Origin of the sequence: Aquamicrobium defluvii (assembly GCF_004363725.1) — a bacterium.
GTDB lineage: Bacteria > Pseudomonadota > Alphaproteobacteria > Rhizobiales > Rhizobiaceae > Mesorhizobium > Mesorhizobium defluvii.
Genome location: NZ_SNZF01000016.1, coordinates 41,883 through 57,112, shown reverse-complemented (window position 1 = coordinate 57,112; position 15,230 = coordinate 41,883). Strand labels below are relative to the sequence as shown.

The window sequence follows — 15,230 nt, the reverse complement described above, 5'->3', positions numbered from 1 at the left end:
TCAAGCAGATTCAATTCGATGCTGAATGGGACGAAAAATATCGTAGATGAGAAAATAGAAATATGCCCGGTCTACTGACGCTCAGAGATTTCAAGGGACCGGTGATTACCGTCGAATGCAAGCCGTGCGGGCAACAGGGCGAGCTCGATCGCAAGGCGCTGGTGAAACAGTTTGGCGCCAGCATGCGTTTTGTGGATCTGCGCCGTCGCATGGCGATGGGTTGCGACAAGATGCATTGTTCTGACGGGCAGGATAGATGCGGGACGGGATTTCCCTGTTTGCTGGAGGCGGCCGTGGTTTTTGAGCTGCAAAAGCCCACGTGATCGCTGGAGCTTTCAAAGCTTGCTTGCATTCCGAAAGGGCAGGAAACTTCGCCTTGAGCCGCATTGGATAGGAGGACGGGTAGTGTGTAATCTCTATAATGTGACGACCACGCGCGACGCGGTTCTGCAATTTACAAAGGCGTTCCGGGATCGAGCCGGCTGGAATGAAGCCTCATTCGATGTTTATCCAGGCTATCAGGCGCCGATCGTCCGCGTTGCCGAGGACGGACAGCGCGAGATTGCCCGGGCGACCTGGGGAATGCCCTCGCCGCCGGCTTATGTGAAAAATTACGATCCCGGTGTCACCAATATCCGCAACGTGAGTTCGCCGCACTGGCGGCGCTGGCTCGGCCCAACCAGCCGCTGCGTCGTGCCGTTCACCTCCTTTGCCGAACCGGATCCAGCCAGCAAGGTGGAAGGCGGACGCGTGCCGAACGCGTGGTTTGCCGGCAACGAAGATCGGCCGCTGATGTTTTTCGCCGGATTCTGGACGCCATGGAAGGGTGTGCGCAAGGTCAGGGATGGTGAGCAGGAATATGAACTTATCGGATTTCTGACGACCTCGCCCAACGAGATTGTCTCGCCGATCCATCAAAAGGCCATGCCGGCCATCCTGACCACGCCTGAAGAAGTCGAGACCTGGCTGACAGCACCGTGGGATGAAGCCCGCCACCTACAGCGTCCGCTCCCGGGCAACATGCTGGTGATCGTGCCGCCACAGGCCAAACCGAAGCCGGACGAGGAAGGTCTGTTGCTTTGATCACCAGCACAGAGCACGATCACGGCAGTCAAATGGCCGTTTACCAAATGCCGGCTTATCCTGTGGGCACTGACGTCATGGGGAGCGCGCAAAACGTGCGCAAAATCATCCATGTCGATATGGATGCCTTTTATGCCTCGGTCGAACAACGTGACAATCCGGAGCTGCGTGGCCTGCCACTGGCCGTCGGCGGGTCGGCGGCACGCGGTGTCGTAGCGGCTGCAAGTTACGAGGCCCGTGTCTTCGGCGTGCATTCGGCCATGCCGTCGGTCACCGCCAAGCGCAAATGTCCGGACTTGATCTTTGTGCCGCCGCGCTTCGACGTCTACAAGGTGGTATCGCAGCAGATCCGCGAGATCTTCGCCGAATATACGCCGCTGATCGAGCCGGTGTCGCTGGACGAAGCCTATCTCGATGTCACCGAGAACCTGAAGGGCATGGAGATCGCCACCGAGATTGCGCTGGAGATCCGAGCTAAGATCAAGGCGGTCACAGGCCTCAATGCCTCGGCAGGCATTTCTTACAACAAGTTTCTCGCCAAGATGGCGAGCGATCTGAACAAGCCGAATGGACAGGCTGTTATCACGCCGAAGAACGGCCCGGGTTTTGTCGAAGCCCTCCCCGTCAAGAAATTCCACGGCGTGGGGCCGGCCACCGCCGAGCGGATGAAACAGCATGGCATAGAAACCGGGCTTGATCTGAAGTCCAAGTCCCTCGCCTTCCTCCAGCAGCATTTCGGGAAGTCCGGCCCGTATTTCTACGGTATTGCTCGCGGCATCGACGAACGGCAAGTGAGGCCCGACAGAATCCGCAAGTCGGTCGGCGCTGAAGACACCTTCGTTGAGGACATCGACGATCTCGATCGGGCCAAAGCCGACCTGCGGCCATTGGCCGAGAAAGTCTGGAGGTATTGCGAGGCGCACGACATCATGGGAAAGACCGTGACGGTCAAAATCAAATATTCGGATTTCAGCCCGGCGACACGCAGCCAGACAGTGTCGGGAGCCGTCTCGGGCATCGACCAGATGCTGGAAATTGCGGAGTACCTACTTGCCTCGGTGTTCCCGTTCAAACGTCCAGTGCGGCTCCTGGGGATCACCCTGTCGTCCCTTAACACGGAAGAAAGCGGGCAAGAACCGCAGCTAGCTCTCGGGCTCTGATCAGCAAGTCCGCAAAACGAAAAAGCCTGCCGCGGGAGGAGGTGCGGCAGGCTTTCCGAAAAGAACCGAACAACGGCTGGGAGGAGGAGTGCCGCTGTTCCGACAGACGCCCCTTGGGAGGAGGAGTGGGCCGTCTGAATTCGAAGCTCTGCGGGAGGAGGTGCATCACTTCGATGAAAACCAAGATACCCATTCTCGCCGCACATTAAATAGACTTTGCTGCACTGCAGCTATGCGGAAAATGCACGGCCTAATTCTGATGAGAGCGATCTCCAGCACAGCGCCTCGCGGCGGTCAGACACAGAAACGCCCGCGTCATCAGCGGGCGTAGTGTCATTCAGGATGGGCAGGAAAAAGCCGCTTAGCGAGCGACCGACTGGCGAGCAACGCTGTGGATGTCGGCACGATTGATACCGAGGTCCTGCAGTTCGCGCGAGCTCATGCGGCCGAGTTCGGTAACGGTCTGACGATACTTGCGCCAGCTGTTGAAAGAGCGTGCTACGTTCATGATGATCCCCTTTCGTGAGGTCTCTTGACGCCAGCAACCTTGCGTTGGTTCCAACGTCGTTTCGATGACTGGAATATAGGCTCTTGGACGCCCGTCGATAAGGCACAAGGCCTCAGGTCGGCCATGCGCTTAAAGCATGCCTCCGATCAGGGATGGATCAAGTAGGTTACCTCAGGCCCGGAACCGGTCGAAGGCAGTGAGGCGTTTGATTGGAGGATCGGCGTCTGGATAACGGTAGATTTCGGCCCTGAGATAGCGGAGCTCATCATCGAGCGCTTCTTCCCCCACCTCGATCCACCAGGATTTGGGACGGCCGTCGCTTCCGTCAGACCAGCGATAGCCTCGCGCCCTCAGGTGGTCCTTCATGTCGAAGGGGCTGTTCTCCGCAAAGATACGCACACGCGAAGTCTGGCTTGCTTCATAGAGCTCGGCGAAAGCCGTGGAACCCGATCCATCGTCTTGCCGGGCGAGAACTTCCAAGAGCGCGAAACAATCATCAACAGCACGATGACCCTCATGAAAATATCCCGCTTGCCCGATCAGGTATCCGAGCTTGGTGCCTTCATATCCCCGCAACGACCAGTCGATCTCGGAGTTGGAGCAAGCCCAGGCCTTGCCGGAGAATAAAGGAGAGAATGCCTCGCAGAATGGCCGGTCGAAACCGGCATTGTGGGCGATCAGCAGATCAGCCGGTTCAATCAGTTCCCGCAACGCAGCCATATCGATTGACTGCCCGGCCACCATATTATCCGTGATCCCGGTGAGCCTGGTGATCTCAGTGGGAATGAAAACGCCCGGCTGCTGAAGTCCGCCGTAGATGCCGGTCACGTCACCGATGCTTCCTGTTGCATCGAAGGTGAATGCGATCACGCCAATCTCGATGATCTCATCCTTGCGAGCATTGAGGCCCGTGGTCTCGGTGTCGAGAATGATGCCCTTGAGGGGGTACGTTGGCCGGGCGAATGGCGCGATTGCGCGCGGCACGAGTTTCGTGAGGATCCGATATCGACCAGTCTCCGACAGATGACGAACCATGTCCTCTTCACTCATCGGGATGGCATGCTTTTCGACCTTGGTGGATTTGGAGGTGCCACGCGTGACCATCGGATCGCGCGCCGTCTGCTCCGAAAACATGTCAAACTGTTCTGCCATTCCTGTTGTCCAAGCCCCACCGCCAATGTGCCACCTTCAAAACACGGCACGATCGGCAGATCAACCGTGTTGGTGGGGTGCGATTTCAGCCAACTGGCGAGCAAGGTTTACAATCGCGCAGTTTCACGCGGTGACAGCTGTTGGGTCGTTGAGCGGAAGCGTCCAAAATAGGAAGGGCATACCAGCTGTAGCAGGAACTGCGAAAGCCGTTCGCCTCCCGAAAGACCGGTTAAAAGGGTTGCCGCAGGAGGTTTAGCATAGCGCCGGCAAAAAGCCGGAAATCGGGATCGACAGCCCCCGGCGCGCGGATCCGCTCTTAAACCAGCGACCAGTGTGGCGCCGCTTTTGGGCCGTTAAATGTGAACGCCTTAAAGGATCCGAACCAAGGACCCTGTTGTTTCAAGCCCATTTGTCTCAATCGCGTTCCAAGCGGACAAGCCATGGCTTCGATGAATGTCCGAGTCGGGGCGGAAGCAGACAGCCCGGTATCGAAGACCGATGCGGATAGAGCGGACAAATGTCTTGCAATGCTAAATCTGCAGTGCGATCTGGTTGCATGAAGCAGTGGGGGACTGACTTGCGCATCTCACGAGTAAAAATAAGGAATTTCGCCAACTTTTCGGACCTAGACGTAGAAACGGGCGACAGCATCGTTATCGTAGGCGAGAATAAGGTCGGCAAGAGCAACTTCATCCGCGCTCTCCAATTGATCCTCGACCCCGGTCTATCCGAGCGCGACCGGCAGCTCGGGCTTGAGCATTTCTGGGATGGGTTGGGGGCAGATAAACTCGGGGAAACTATCGAGATTTCCGTCGAGCTAACCGACTTCACCGACGATCCTCGGCTGATGGCTCATCTTGGCGATTGCGTGGTGGACCCTGGTCCGCCGATGGTCGCACGCCTGACTTACCGCTTCCAGCCTAAGGCAAATCTCGGCCGTGATCCGGAGGGCTTGGCCGACTACGAGTATATTATCTTCGGCGGCGACGACCCGGAGATGTCGATCGGCTCTTCGTTACGCCGGATGCTACCGCTCGACGTGCAGGTCGCTTTGCGCGATGCCGAGAAGGATCTGTCGAGCTGGCGCAATTCACCGCTCAGGCCGTTGATCGAGCAGTTGGCGACTTCGCTTGATGAAGATGCGCGCGAAGAAATTCAGGAGTTGGTCAGCGAAGCGCAGGCCGACCTGGTGGGCCGCGCCGAGGTGGTCGCTACGGCGCAACGGATAGGCGAGCGTCTGATTGCCATCGCCGGCGAGCAGCACGCTGTCCCATTGACGCTCGGTCTCGCGCCCACACGGGTGGATGCGCTGCTGCGCAGTTTGCGCTTGCTGATCGACAATGGCGCGCGCGGCATCCCGGACGCCAGCCTTGGCACCGCAAACTTGATTTTCCTGGCGCTGAAGAGCCTCGAGCTCGACCGGCTCGTCACAGACGGCGAGCGGGACCATACGTTTTTCGTGGTCGAGGAGCCGGAAGCCCATCTCCACCCGCATGTGCAGCGGCTCGTCTATCGTTATTTCCTCGGCAACACCGGGGAAGACGAGGAGGATATACCGCCGCTCACGACAATTTTGACGACGCACTCCCCGCATATTGCCAGCGTGACCCCGATCCGTTCAATCGTGCTGCTGCGCCATGATGTCAGCGAAGAGACGACGATCGCGGTTTCGACCGCGAATGCGCCGTTTACCGCGCGAGATGAGGCGGATCTGCAGCGCTACATCGACGTCAGCCGGGGCGAAATCTTCTTCGCGCGCGGCGTAATCCTGGTCGAGGGCGATGCCGAGCGGTTCCTCATCCCCGCCTTCGCGGAAGCGCTGGACATCCCGCTCGACATGTTGGGCATAACGGTGTGCTCAGTGGGCGGCACGAACTTCACTCCCTATGTGAAGTTGTTGGGGCCGCAGGGCTTGAACATTCCGCACGTCATCCTGACGGATCGCGATCCGAACGGCGCCAATCCGCCATTCGTCAGGCGGCGATTGATCAGTATTCTTTCGCTCGTAGAGGCGGGCGTGAATTATCTGCCCCTCGACGCCGACGCGGTGATCGCTCGCGCCGAACCATTCGGCTATTTCGTCAACAGCAACACACTCGAACCCGAGCTGTTCATCGGCGGGCTGGCAGAGGCCATGCAGGAGGTCATCGAACGAGAGCTTCCCATCAGCCAAGCCACACGCGACCTCGTGCAGACCTGGGTCGATGACACTGACGATCTCGACGAGGAGCGCCTGATCAAGCTCATCGAGCGGATTGGAAAAGGGCGCTTCGCACAGGCGCTCGCTCCCCACGTCAGCGACGAGACGTGCCCCGACTATATTTTGCAAGCGTTGGAGCATATCCGTGATGCCGTTTCGTAGCGTCAGTGCAGCTTATCTTTCGCAGGCGGCCGATCTGGCGGGCAATCCGGGCCAGCAGGCGGCTTACGATTCGACCGGACATTGCGTCGTCCTGGCAGGCCCAGGCAGCGGCAAGACCAAGACGCTGGTGCTCAAGCTGGCCCGGATCATGGCAGAAGATGTGCGCGCGCCGCGGGGAGCCGCCTGCATCACCTATAGTCAGGAATGCGCACGCGAGCTGACGCGTCGGCTGGAACGGTTAGGGCTGCGCGAAGCGCCTAACCTGTTCATCGGCACGGTTCACGGCTTCTGCCTGAGGCATCTTCTGATGCCCTACGCCCGTCTCGCCGAACTCCCCTTGCCGTTTCCGCTTGCCGTCGCCACGCAGCGGCAGAGCGATCAGGCAATGAAGCGGGTAGGCGATCGGCTCTTCGGCGTCGGGCATCCCAACAAGCCGATGGATCTCGGACGCCATAGGCGGTCTATCCTCGATCGGGACTCGATTGCTTGGACCAGCGGAGAGGCACTGGCCGCGTGGGCGGAGGAATATGAGGCCGAGCTGCGTAGGATGGGTCTGATCGATTTCGACGATCTCGTGATCTTTGGGCAGCGGCTCGTGTCGGAGCATGACTGGGTGCTCCCCTTGCTTCAGGCAAAATTCCCGGTCCTGGCGGTCGATGAATATCAGGACCTTGGGGTGGCGCTGCACCGCATCGTCAAGCGCATGGCTTTCGCGGGCGGCGTCCGTCTCTTTGCAGTCGGAGACTACGATCAGTCGATATATGGGTTCACGGGGGCCGACGGAGCGCTGCTGCAGGAACTGGCCGAGCGGGACGATGTCGAACGCGTCCAACTTCAGCTTAATTATCGCTCAGCCTCCCGGATTGTCAGCGCTTCTGAAATGGTGCTTGGCGAGGCTCGCGGTTACATATCGAACGACCCGGATAGGGAGGCGGTCATCGCGTTTGTCGAGTGCGATGATGGCCTTGAGGGCCAAGCGGCACACGCTGCCGCCGAAATCATTCCGGCGGCGCTGGCGGCCAAACCCGGCCGCACACTGGGCGACATCGCTATCCTCTATCGAGACTATCGCACTGGAGATGTGGTTGCCGAGGCCGTGGCCGCTGCGGGGTTCGACTTCATCCGCGTCGATACCGCTGCGCCATATCGCAAGGTGGCGCTGACAAGCTGGATCGAGGACTGCGCGGCCTGGTGTGCTGACGGTTGGCGCGCAGGCCGGCCACAGTTGCGCGGATTGCTGGATCGCTGGCTTGGCTTTCACCGCACCCGTCTCGCAGAGGCCGAGGCCCGCGGCGAGGCCCAGCGGCTGACCCGGCTTCTTTGGTCACTACGGGCAGACGCCGGGTTGGCGCGGGACTTCGTCGGCGCGCTGCGTGCGGGAATGCTCGATGCGCTGACGGCGGCGGAGCCAAGCCTCGCGGATCAGCGCGAACAGGTGGTGCGCATGTCGGCCGCGCTCGCAGTCGGCGGGCCGCTCGCCGACCTGGATCTCGCGAGCCTCGGTGGACGCGACGGGTCACCTCTCCACCTCAATCTGTTGACGCTGCATTCGGCAAAGGGCTGCGAATATGACGTCGTGATCATGGTGGGGCTCGATTTGGGTAGTTTGCCGTGGCGCAACGAGTTGCCGGCGGCGCGACGCGAAAGCCGACGGCTGTTCTATGTTGGACTGACTCGGGCACGCGACGAGATCCATATGCTGTATTCCGGTTACGTCGATACCGGCCGCGGGCGAATGCATTGGGGCCGCTCGCCGTTCCTGAACGAGCTTGAAGCGCGAATGGAGGAGGCCGAGGGCGACTAACCTATACTGTCATCCCGTGAAGCCCAGGCTGTCTAAGACCTGGCCAATCTCTTCTACCCGTCCTGGCAGCCCAGCGCTATGAGCGAAAAAGAACATATGGAGACCAAAATCGGGGTTTACCCCCGATTGATCGGGGAACTGAAGCACGCTAAGTTGCGCCATGCGCTACACTCAGAGCCAGATTCGAGACCTTCTTTCCATATCAGTAGATGCCTTTCGCGTCTGGCGGGACGCGGTGCCCGCGTTAACGAAGCACAGGGGCCACGCTCCGACATTCACGCCTGGCGACGTTGTTGCCATAGCCGTCCTAGCCGGGTTGGTCACAGATTTTGGCTTGCGTGTCGGTGTTGTGGGTGAACGGCTGAACCGGCTTTTCGAAACCTGCCACGGTAGGTCGTGGCTGGCCTTAGAGAATTGTATCGTCATCGTAGAAGTTGATGCTATTCGCCTGGTTGATGCTTCCAGCATTAATGCCGTAGCACTGACGGTGTCGTCGATTTGCGTACCCTGCGCACCGATTGTGGCTCGCCTGCAAGCTTTGCTCGTTGCAGCAGAGGCAGAGCAAACGCAGGGACATTTGCAGTTTCCGCCGACCGCGATAGCGACGGGCGCATCTCGATGAAAACTTTTGCCATCGAAGTTCTAACTGCTGCCGGCTATCTTTCGGAAAACGGCTCGCCGTCTGAAGGGCTTGTCCTTCCGACCGATGTCGCTAGCTCGCCAGGTGATGCCGCCCGATTGGGACCGATTCTGTCATCAGAACGTGGCGGGTTGGGCGCTGACGCCGTTTTCCGCGTCGGAACGTCTCCGGTCATACTTTTCAAATCCGCCGAAGCATCTGACGAAGTCGAAGCCGATTGGCATCGTGTCGCGTGGAACTTCGGTGTCGCGCCGCTGCTTTGGATTACCACGCCACAATATGTTCGATTGTACAATGCGTATCAGCCACCGGAAGAATATGGAAAAATACCGCCACTACTCGCTGAATTTCCGCTAAGCCAAGCACTTGGTGGCGCCCTGCACGATGTGGAAGCAGCCTGCGGCAGGCGTCACGTTGCTATGGGATCCTTCTGGAAATCGGCCCTAGCGCGGAAGATCGACCGACGGACGCGCATCGACAATGTGCTTTTATCCGAGCTTGGCTATCTTCTCGGCGCGCTTGTCTCAAAAGGGCTGCGACCGGCACTTGCACAGAAGCTCGTGGGGCGATGTGTTTTCTTTCAATATCTTCTTCACCGGGGCTATCTGAACGAGAACGAGCTCTCCGAACAGTTCGGGGCGTCGACGCTTCACCAAATTCTCTCCAACCTTGACAATACATACAGCCTATTCCGGTGGATACGCACGACGTTTAACGGAGACCTCTTTCCGATTGAAGACGAGGTCAGCGAACGCGAACAACTCGGGCAATCGGCCGACCACTTGGCCCCGCTCGCGGACTTCTTTGGTCATTTCAACATTCGGGATGGACAAGGTCGGCTGTTTCCTTTTCGTTTCGATGCAATTCCGGTCGAGCTGATTAGCTCGATCTACGAGAAGTTCGTTCACATGTCGGATACTGATGGTGCGCCGAAATTGGGCGTCCATTATACCCCCATCAATCTTGTTGACCTTGTACTCGATCCCCTATTTGAAGGCGTCCAGGCAAATGCCCGGGTGCTGGACCCTGCCTGTGGATCTGGCGTTTTCTTGGTGGAAAGTCTGCGACGTTTGGTTTGGCTGCGGGCTCAAGAGCAGGCACTCAGCCGCGAACTCATTCGTGAAACACTGCTCCACCAAATCCGCGGCGTTGATGTCAGCCCTGCTGCTCTCTCGGTCGCGGCCTTTAGCTTATATCTAGCCATTCTGGAGCTTGATCCGTCGCCGCCGCAGGGCATCGATGCTCTCGCTTGCCTGCGCTTTGATCCTCTCAACGACAGAGTCTTGTTCTCTACCAGCACCTTCGAGCCTGGTTTGGAGAACCGTCTGTTTCCAGATTCCGTCGCCCGAGGCTTTGACATAATCGTCGGGAATCCGCCATGGACTTACAGCGCTTCGGAAAAGCTCGCCGACCGTCAATTGGCGCGCGAGACTGACGAGGACGGGGATGAGGCGGAAGCCGACGCGGACGAAAACGCGGACGAACCAACCACCAGTGAGACGGGATCAGAACGTTCCGGAACAACCTATTCTCGACTGGCGGGGTTGCCGGTTCCGCCTCGTTCAACTGATTGGGCTTTCCTCTGGCGTTGCCGGGACCTGAGCCACACTGACACCCGTATAGCATTGGTGATGAAGGCCACGCCATTCTTCAGTTTGGCGCCAAAGACAAGTGCTGCACGCGACTCCGTGCTTCGTGCCTTTCCGAATGTGACACTGGTAAATCTTTCTCAGCTCAGAACTTCGCGCCTGTTTCAAGAATACGAAGGCGGCGACGACGACAGCAGACGCAAAAAGCGAGCTGCCGGTCCAGCGATGCTGTTTCTATCGAACTGCCTACCCTCCGATCCTGCCTCCATCTCGGTCGTAAACTTTCCGTGGTCGTCAACATTCAATCGAACTGGAGTGTTTGAGCTGCCTGCGGACCCGCCCAAGGTTGTTGGTCTTGATCAGTTGAAACGCCGGGGCGGTTTGTTAAAGGCGGCCACCTTCGGGGATGACAGGGACGTTTGGTTTCTCGACCGTCTAACGCGGAATTCCCGCGTTAGTGCATTTGATACCTGGTGTGAAATCTCTGATCTTCCCGCTGGTCGCGGCTATCGCGCCGGAACAACGATGGAAGCGGCGCATCTCATTGGCCTTCCCCAAGCCAATGCTCGGGATGTGAAACGCGGCAGACTGCCGAGGGAATTGCCCTTATTTGAGGACAAGCGGGTAAATCGATCGAGAGAGCCTGCATTGTTTAAAGGACCGTTGGTCCTACTTCCCGAAGGTTCGCTGACAGGGGCGCCATTTCACGGTCGTTACACGGCTGTCTTCGATGAACGCGATATCGCCTACAACTCCTCCTTCGTTGGTGTGTCATTCCACGGTCGCCCTCCGGAACTGGCGCAAGCATTTGCTGCTATCATGCACTCTCGGCTGGTGGCCTATCAACTGGCGCTCATGGGCGGCACGGTTGGGATAAAACAGACAAAAATCGAGGTGGTCGACCTAGAAAACGTAATGTTGCCGCGCCTTGAGATGTTGTCGGCTGCCGACATCACTGCACTCGCCAATGCATTCGACGAGCTGACTGTTGAGTTGGACGTGAAGGCACTCGCCCGGATATCTAAATCAATCGATCATATCGTAGAGAGTGCTTTAGGTCTGAGCGAGATCGATCGAAATCTGCTTCTCGATGCCGATCGACGAACGCGGGCAATCTTCTTCGAGACCGAAGCGGCCCGTCGAAGCATGGAGGTGCCTCCGACGAGGCCCGAGCTTCAGATTTACGCCGAGAATCTCTGCCTCGCTTTCAACGCATTTGCCAGCGAGCCAGACGATCACGTTCTTGTCCCCGCTCGCTACACGGAACTCTCGCACGACATTGTTGTGATGAAGTTCATGCTGACTCTTAAAAGCGAAGCCACCTTCCAAGTCATCGTGCCCGGTGAACTCGATGAACTGGATGACGCGCCAATTCACGCACTAGGCGGGACGGATTTGCCATATCTAAAGCCTGCCAAAACACTGAGGCTCTATGTTGGTCAGGCCGTCTATATCCTGAAGCCGTCACAGTATCGTTGCTTCTCCCCGGCGGCCGGCCAATCAGATGCTGACCGAATTGTCGCCGACCTTATGAATCCGACATTCCCGATATCGGAGGTCGCTGTAGCGTGAGCGTCCTAGGTGAGCATTTGGCGGGAGGGACACAAGCTCTTCCTAACAGCTTCTACCGCGCACGTCCTCAAGTCCTGAGGATCGTCCTTCAGACTCTTGAACGGGCGCTAACTGCGACGGTAACGATCGTTGGTGATGTCCGTATTCATGAACCTCGTTTTACAAGGCAACTCTTTCTCGATTTTGAGCGCGCTAGAGACGAAACACCAGGATCCCCTCGATACGACATCACGCATCAACCAGAGCTACCTATTGCCGACGACACCGGTGCCGTTGCCGTGTTGCGGCGACTGGACCTTCGAATCCTCTTCCAACGCCAAGTTGGTCGCACGGGCGATTATCTCTGCCTCGAATGCAAATATCTGGACGCGAATGACCGCGGGACCGATCGCGAGTATGTCGATGAGGGGGTCGATCGCATCGTGATTGGCGACTACGCCGCGAACCATCCGTGGGCGGTCATGGTAGGCTTGGAGAGAACTGGGCCACTCGATCTAACAGCGTGCAACGTGAATGCCCGCCTGATTGCGAAGTACGGTCTCGTTCACGGATTCAAGTCCAAGTCCGATATTAGGCTCGCCAACGTGCATGAGAGCGATCACTTACAAGCTGACGGTCCTCATCAGATCACAATAATACATGCACTTTATCTGATTACCCCTGCGAAGGCGGATTTGGAACCTAATGGGGCCCGCGGGCGGGTGGGTGAATCCAACGTTGCTTCCTGAACGTGACGCAACCGGGCGACACTACGCCGATAAGGTGCCGTGTAAGGGGAACCGCCAGTTAAAAGCTCAACGACATCGATCCACAGGCATGGCTTGCCAACGTTCTCGCCCGTATCGCCGAAACTTCGATCCCAGGCTGGAGCTACTGCCTCCGTGAAATTGGACGAAGCAGCCATGGCCGCATAACTTAAACGAAATAGACTCCGGCAGACCCGGCGCGGTTCAACGCTCAGGCGGTGTGGCCTGCGGCCCACCAGATGCTTAAACAATATCGTCGTCCGCGAAGCGATCAATCTCGGCAGACCAAAGCGTCTCAGAGGCGGGCATACACCGATGCAGCGTCGGATCGAACCGTTCGCACCCGCCGCGATTTGCATTTATTTATGATTGCAACCTCACACTAGCCAAAGATTTTCTGGTTGCGGTCTCCATTCGGCGATGGTACAGATGAATGCCGTCACCTGAAGCCACCGAGGTTCTACGAATGGATGATCAAATCCCCACCAGACTCATGCGCATGGCGCGTGATGAATCCAAGGTTCGGCAAGCCGACCTTGCTAGCAAACTCAGCGTCAGCGCTAGTGTGCTTTCACGTTTAGAGGCTTCTGAAACGGCTGACGCGAAGATGGCAAAGCGCTACCTTGAGGCACTGGATACATCGTTGGCCAAGGAGATCATCGCGTTTTTCGAACGTCGGTGGCGGCATCTTGATCGCCCGGACTTTCGTCTCCCCGAGCGTGAGGCAATCTGGGCTGCCGAGCAGGGGCTTCAGAAGCTAGATGCGTTTGAAAAGTCCGGTGACTTCGACCCTATTCTTCAAAACCCGCTCAACAACCTTCGCAAGCGACTGTTGGCGGATGTCGACTTTGTCCGCCATACTGAACATGGAATAGCGTTCATCGGCGAGATCGGCGTCGGCAAGACCACGGCTCTTTCATTCGTAACGAACCTGCTCGTTCCGGACGGTGAGAAGAAAACTAGCGTCTTTCCAACCGGTAGCGGCCGCATGACCGTGTGCGAGGTCGCAATCAAGATTGCGCCAGCTTACGGAATAGCGGTCGACAGCATGACTGAAGACGAGATCCGGATGCTGGTTTCCGACCTCGTTAATGGCATCGCAACCGGCAAAGGCGGTCTACCCAGCGAGCTTGATCGAGTTATTCGAAACATGGCCGACGTCCGTCGGGTGACGGTGCGGGCGCGAAAAGCCGGCGAAAAGCCGACCACGGTCGATCATCTGAAAGAACTAATCGATCGCATGGATGACGCCGACGCCGTGATCGCGGAGGTCGTCGCACGAATGAAGCTGGAAACGCGCACCAGCACACAGATAATTCTTTCGAAGGATACGGAGGACAGCATGGAATGGCTGTCCAAGAACATCTCACGCATCAATTACGGGCAGCATCCCGAGTTTTCAGTTCCGGAACGGATCACGGTTCTGCTGCCGCTCGACGCATTGAGGGAGACACCTTATGCGCTGAGTGTGATCGACACCAAAGGGGTTGAAGGCACAACTCAACGCGCTGACTTGATGAGACGCATCGAGGACGAGCGCACCGTCACCGTACTGTGCTGCTCCTTCTCCGACGCCCCCGGCAATGTGCCCTTGTCGATCATGCGAGATGCCTTGGATACGGGTACGGGGGCGATTGAGGGCGACCGGATTTGCTTGCTTGCGCTTCCGCGTAATGATGAAGCTCTAAAGATTGTTGACGACATGGGCAATCGGCCTGACTCGACGGAAGAGGGTTATGCCATCCGTCAGGGTCAGATCGAGCAACAATTCGCGACGGAAGGGCTACCCTCGGTTCCGGTTAACTTTTTCCATGTCGACAGCGAATCCGCGCAAGATGTCTGGGAATGGTTGATCGATCGCATTGGCGCGATCCGCTCTGCAAAGGTCGAGCGAATTGGCCGTCACGTCGAGGCTGCGGACAATCTGATAACGAACGCGGACGTTGCGAAGACGCGCGAGGCGCGTGCTACTATTGCGGAGACGATGCGCAAAGCCGCAGAGCGGTTTCTTGAGCTGCCGCCCGTGATGCGGCCGGCCGCGTCGAACCTCGTGGCGGAGGTCAAAAACACCCATCAGAGTTCGGTGGCGGCTTCCGTTAGCCGCCGAGGCGACTGGCCCCAATTTAACGCCGCCCATATTCTCGGTCAGGGCCTTCGACGCGACGTGAACCTGCGCACCAATGATATATTTGTCCGCATCGACGAGGCGGTTAATGGTCTGAAGGACGACTTCGGCCACCTAGCAGACGTGGCACAGTTCCTGGAAAATCTCTGCGAGGACAGCCAGGAATGGCGTAAAGAATTGCTCTCGCGCGTGGCTCTGGCCGGGCGGATGCTTTACGCGCCGCACCTCCTCAACAACGCAGGCGACCTCTGGCAGGCCTGCCAAGACAGGTATGGCGAAGGCAGCGGATACCGAGTCGATGTCTCCCAGCAGTTCCAGGCTCACTTCGATACCGACGCGGATGCGATGACAACGGCGGTTAAGGTAGAAAACCAGGTCAAAGCGCTCTGGGTTCAGATCGTTATCGACTCGCTTATCGCCAGCTCGGCATTCACGGAAGAATAGTGGATCAGTGAGCTACATCTGCGATTGAGCCGGGCGTCAACTTCG

Annotated in this window: 10 protein-coding genes and 1 pseudogene; 9 read left to right on the top strand and 2 right to left on the bottom strand. The window is 58.0% G+C overall.

Annotated elements, in window-relative coordinates; genetic code table 11:
* The first annotated feature begins 62 nt into the window (after nucleotides 1-62).
* The 3 genes from DES43_RS13320 to dinB all read left to right on the top strand — a co-directional run bounded on the left by DES43_RS13320 (nucleotide 63) and on the right by dinB (nucleotide 2,243).
* A complete protein-coding gene (locus tag DES43_RS13320) occupies nucleotides 63-323 on the top strand; it encodes a hypothetical protein (protein WP_133675556.1) in 261 nt (86 codons plus the stop codon).
* A gap of 82 nt (nucleotides 324-405) precedes the next feature.
* A complete protein-coding gene (locus DES43_RS13315) occupies nucleotides 406-1,083 on the top strand; it encodes an SOS response-associated peptidase (protein WP_133675628.1) in 678 nt (225 codons plus the stop codon).
* A 77-nt stretch (nucleotides 1,084-1,160) separates the two neighbouring features.
* Complete coding sequence (dinB, locus tag DES43_RS13310) at nucleotides 1,161-2,243, top strand: DNA polymerase IV (protein WP_133675626.1); 1,083 nt, start codon at nucleotides 1,161-1,163, stop codon at nucleotides 2,241-2,243.
* 361 nt (nucleotides 2,244-2,604) lie between these two features.
* On the opposite strand, the gene DES43_RS13305 is transcribed toward dinB, so the two are convergent.
* Both DES43_RS13305 and DES43_RS13300 read right to left on the bottom strand, forming a co-directional pair.
* Nucleotides 2,605-2,751: a DUF1127 domain-containing protein gene (locus tag DES43_RS13305; RefSeq protein WP_080952685.1), complete on the bottom strand. Its 147-nt coding sequence runs from the start codon at nucleotides 2,749-2,751 to the stop codon at nucleotides 2,605-2,607.
* Nucleotides 2,752-2,922: 171 nt separating this feature from the next.
* A complete protein-coding gene (locus DES43_RS13300) occupies nucleotides 2,923-3,903 on the bottom strand; it encodes a 3'-5' exonuclease (protein WP_166647752.1) in 981 nt (326 codons plus the stop codon).
* Between the two features lie 556 nt (nucleotides 3,904-4,459).
* Here DES43_RS13300 and DES43_RS13295 point away from each other — a divergent pair.
* The 6 genes and pseudogenes from DES43_RS13295 to DES43_RS13270 all read left to right on the top strand — a co-directional run bounded on the left by DES43_RS13295 (nucleotide 4,460) and on the right by DES43_RS13270 (nucleotide 15,185).
* Complete coding sequence (locus DES43_RS13295; protein WP_245514579.1) at nucleotides 4,460-6,265, top strand: ATP-dependent nuclease; 1,806 nt, start codon at nucleotides 4,460-4,462, stop codon at nucleotides 6,263-6,265.
* Nucleotides 6,252-8,069 (top strand): ATP-dependent helicase, encoded by a 1,818-nt coding sequence (locus DES43_RS13290; protein ID WP_133675554.1) that lies wholly within the window; start codon nucleotides 6,252-6,254, stop codon nucleotides 8,067-8,069. The genes DES43_RS13295 and DES43_RS13290 overlap by 14 nt, the downstream gene beginning before the upstream one ends.
* 618 nt (nucleotides 8,070-8,687) lie before the next feature.
* On the top strand, nucleotides 8,688-11,870 hold the full coding sequence (locus DES43_RS13280; protein ID WP_133675550.1) for an N-6 DNA methylase: 3,183 nt from the start codon (nucleotides 8,688-8,690) through the stop codon (nucleotides 11,868-11,870).
* Complete coding sequence (locus DES43_RS13275) at nucleotides 11,867-12,598, top strand: hypothetical protein (RefSeq protein WP_133675548.1); 732 nt, start codon at nucleotides 11,867-11,869, stop codon at nucleotides 12,596-12,598. The genes DES43_RS13280 and DES43_RS13275 overlap by 4 nt, the downstream gene beginning before the upstream one ends.
* A 62-nt stretch (nucleotides 12,599-12,660) precedes the next feature.
* Nucleotides 12,661-12,789: pseudogene (locus DES43_RS23370) on the top strand (transposase domain-containing protein); the annotation flags it as partial.
* A 293-nt stretch (nucleotides 12,790-13,082) separates the two neighbouring features.
* The gene (locus DES43_RS13270; RefSeq protein ID WP_166647751.1) at nucleotides 13,083-15,185 is read left to right on the top strand and encodes a helix-turn-helix domain-containing protein; all 2,103 of its coding nucleotides are present in this window, start codon (nucleotides 13,083-13,085) and stop codon (nucleotides 15,183-15,185) included.
* Nucleotides 15,186-15,230 lie beyond the last annotated feature (45 nt).

What these genes read in the sequence shown, in the direction of transcription:
- DES43_RS13320 (WP_133675556.1), top strand. Translation starts at nt 63, where the DNA reads ATGCCCGGTCTACTGACGCTCAGAGATTTCAAGGGACCGGTGATTACC.
- dinB (WP_133675626.1), top strand. Translation starts at nt 1,161, where the DNA reads ATGGGGAGCGCGCAAAACGTGCGCAAAATCATCCATGTCGATATGGAT.
- DES43_RS13305 (WP_080952685.1), bottom strand. Translation starts at nt 2,751, where the DNA reads ATGAACGTAGCACGCTCTTTCAACAGCTGGCGCAAGTATCGTCAGACC.
- DES43_RS13300 (WP_166647752.1), bottom strand. Translation starts at nt 3,903, where the DNA reads ATGGCAGAACAGTTTGACATGTTTTCGGAGCAGACGGCGCGCGATCCG.
- DES43_RS13295 (WP_245514579.1), top strand. Translation starts at nt 4,460, where the DNA reads ATGAAGCAGTGGGGGACTGACTTGCGCATCTCACGAGTAAAAATAAGG.
- DES43_RS13290 (WP_133675554.1), top strand. Translation starts at nt 6,252, where the DNA reads ATGCCGTTTCGTAGCGTCAGTGCAGCTTATCTTTCGCAGGCGGCCGAT.
- DES43_RS13280 (WP_133675550.1), top strand. Translation starts at nt 8,688, where the DNA reads ATGAAAACTTTTGCCATCGAAGTTCTAACTGCTGCCGGCTATCTTTCG.
- DES43_RS13270 (WP_166647751.1), top strand. Translation starts at nt 13,083, where the DNA reads ATGGATGATCAAATCCCCACCAGACTCATGCGCATGGCGCGTGATGAA.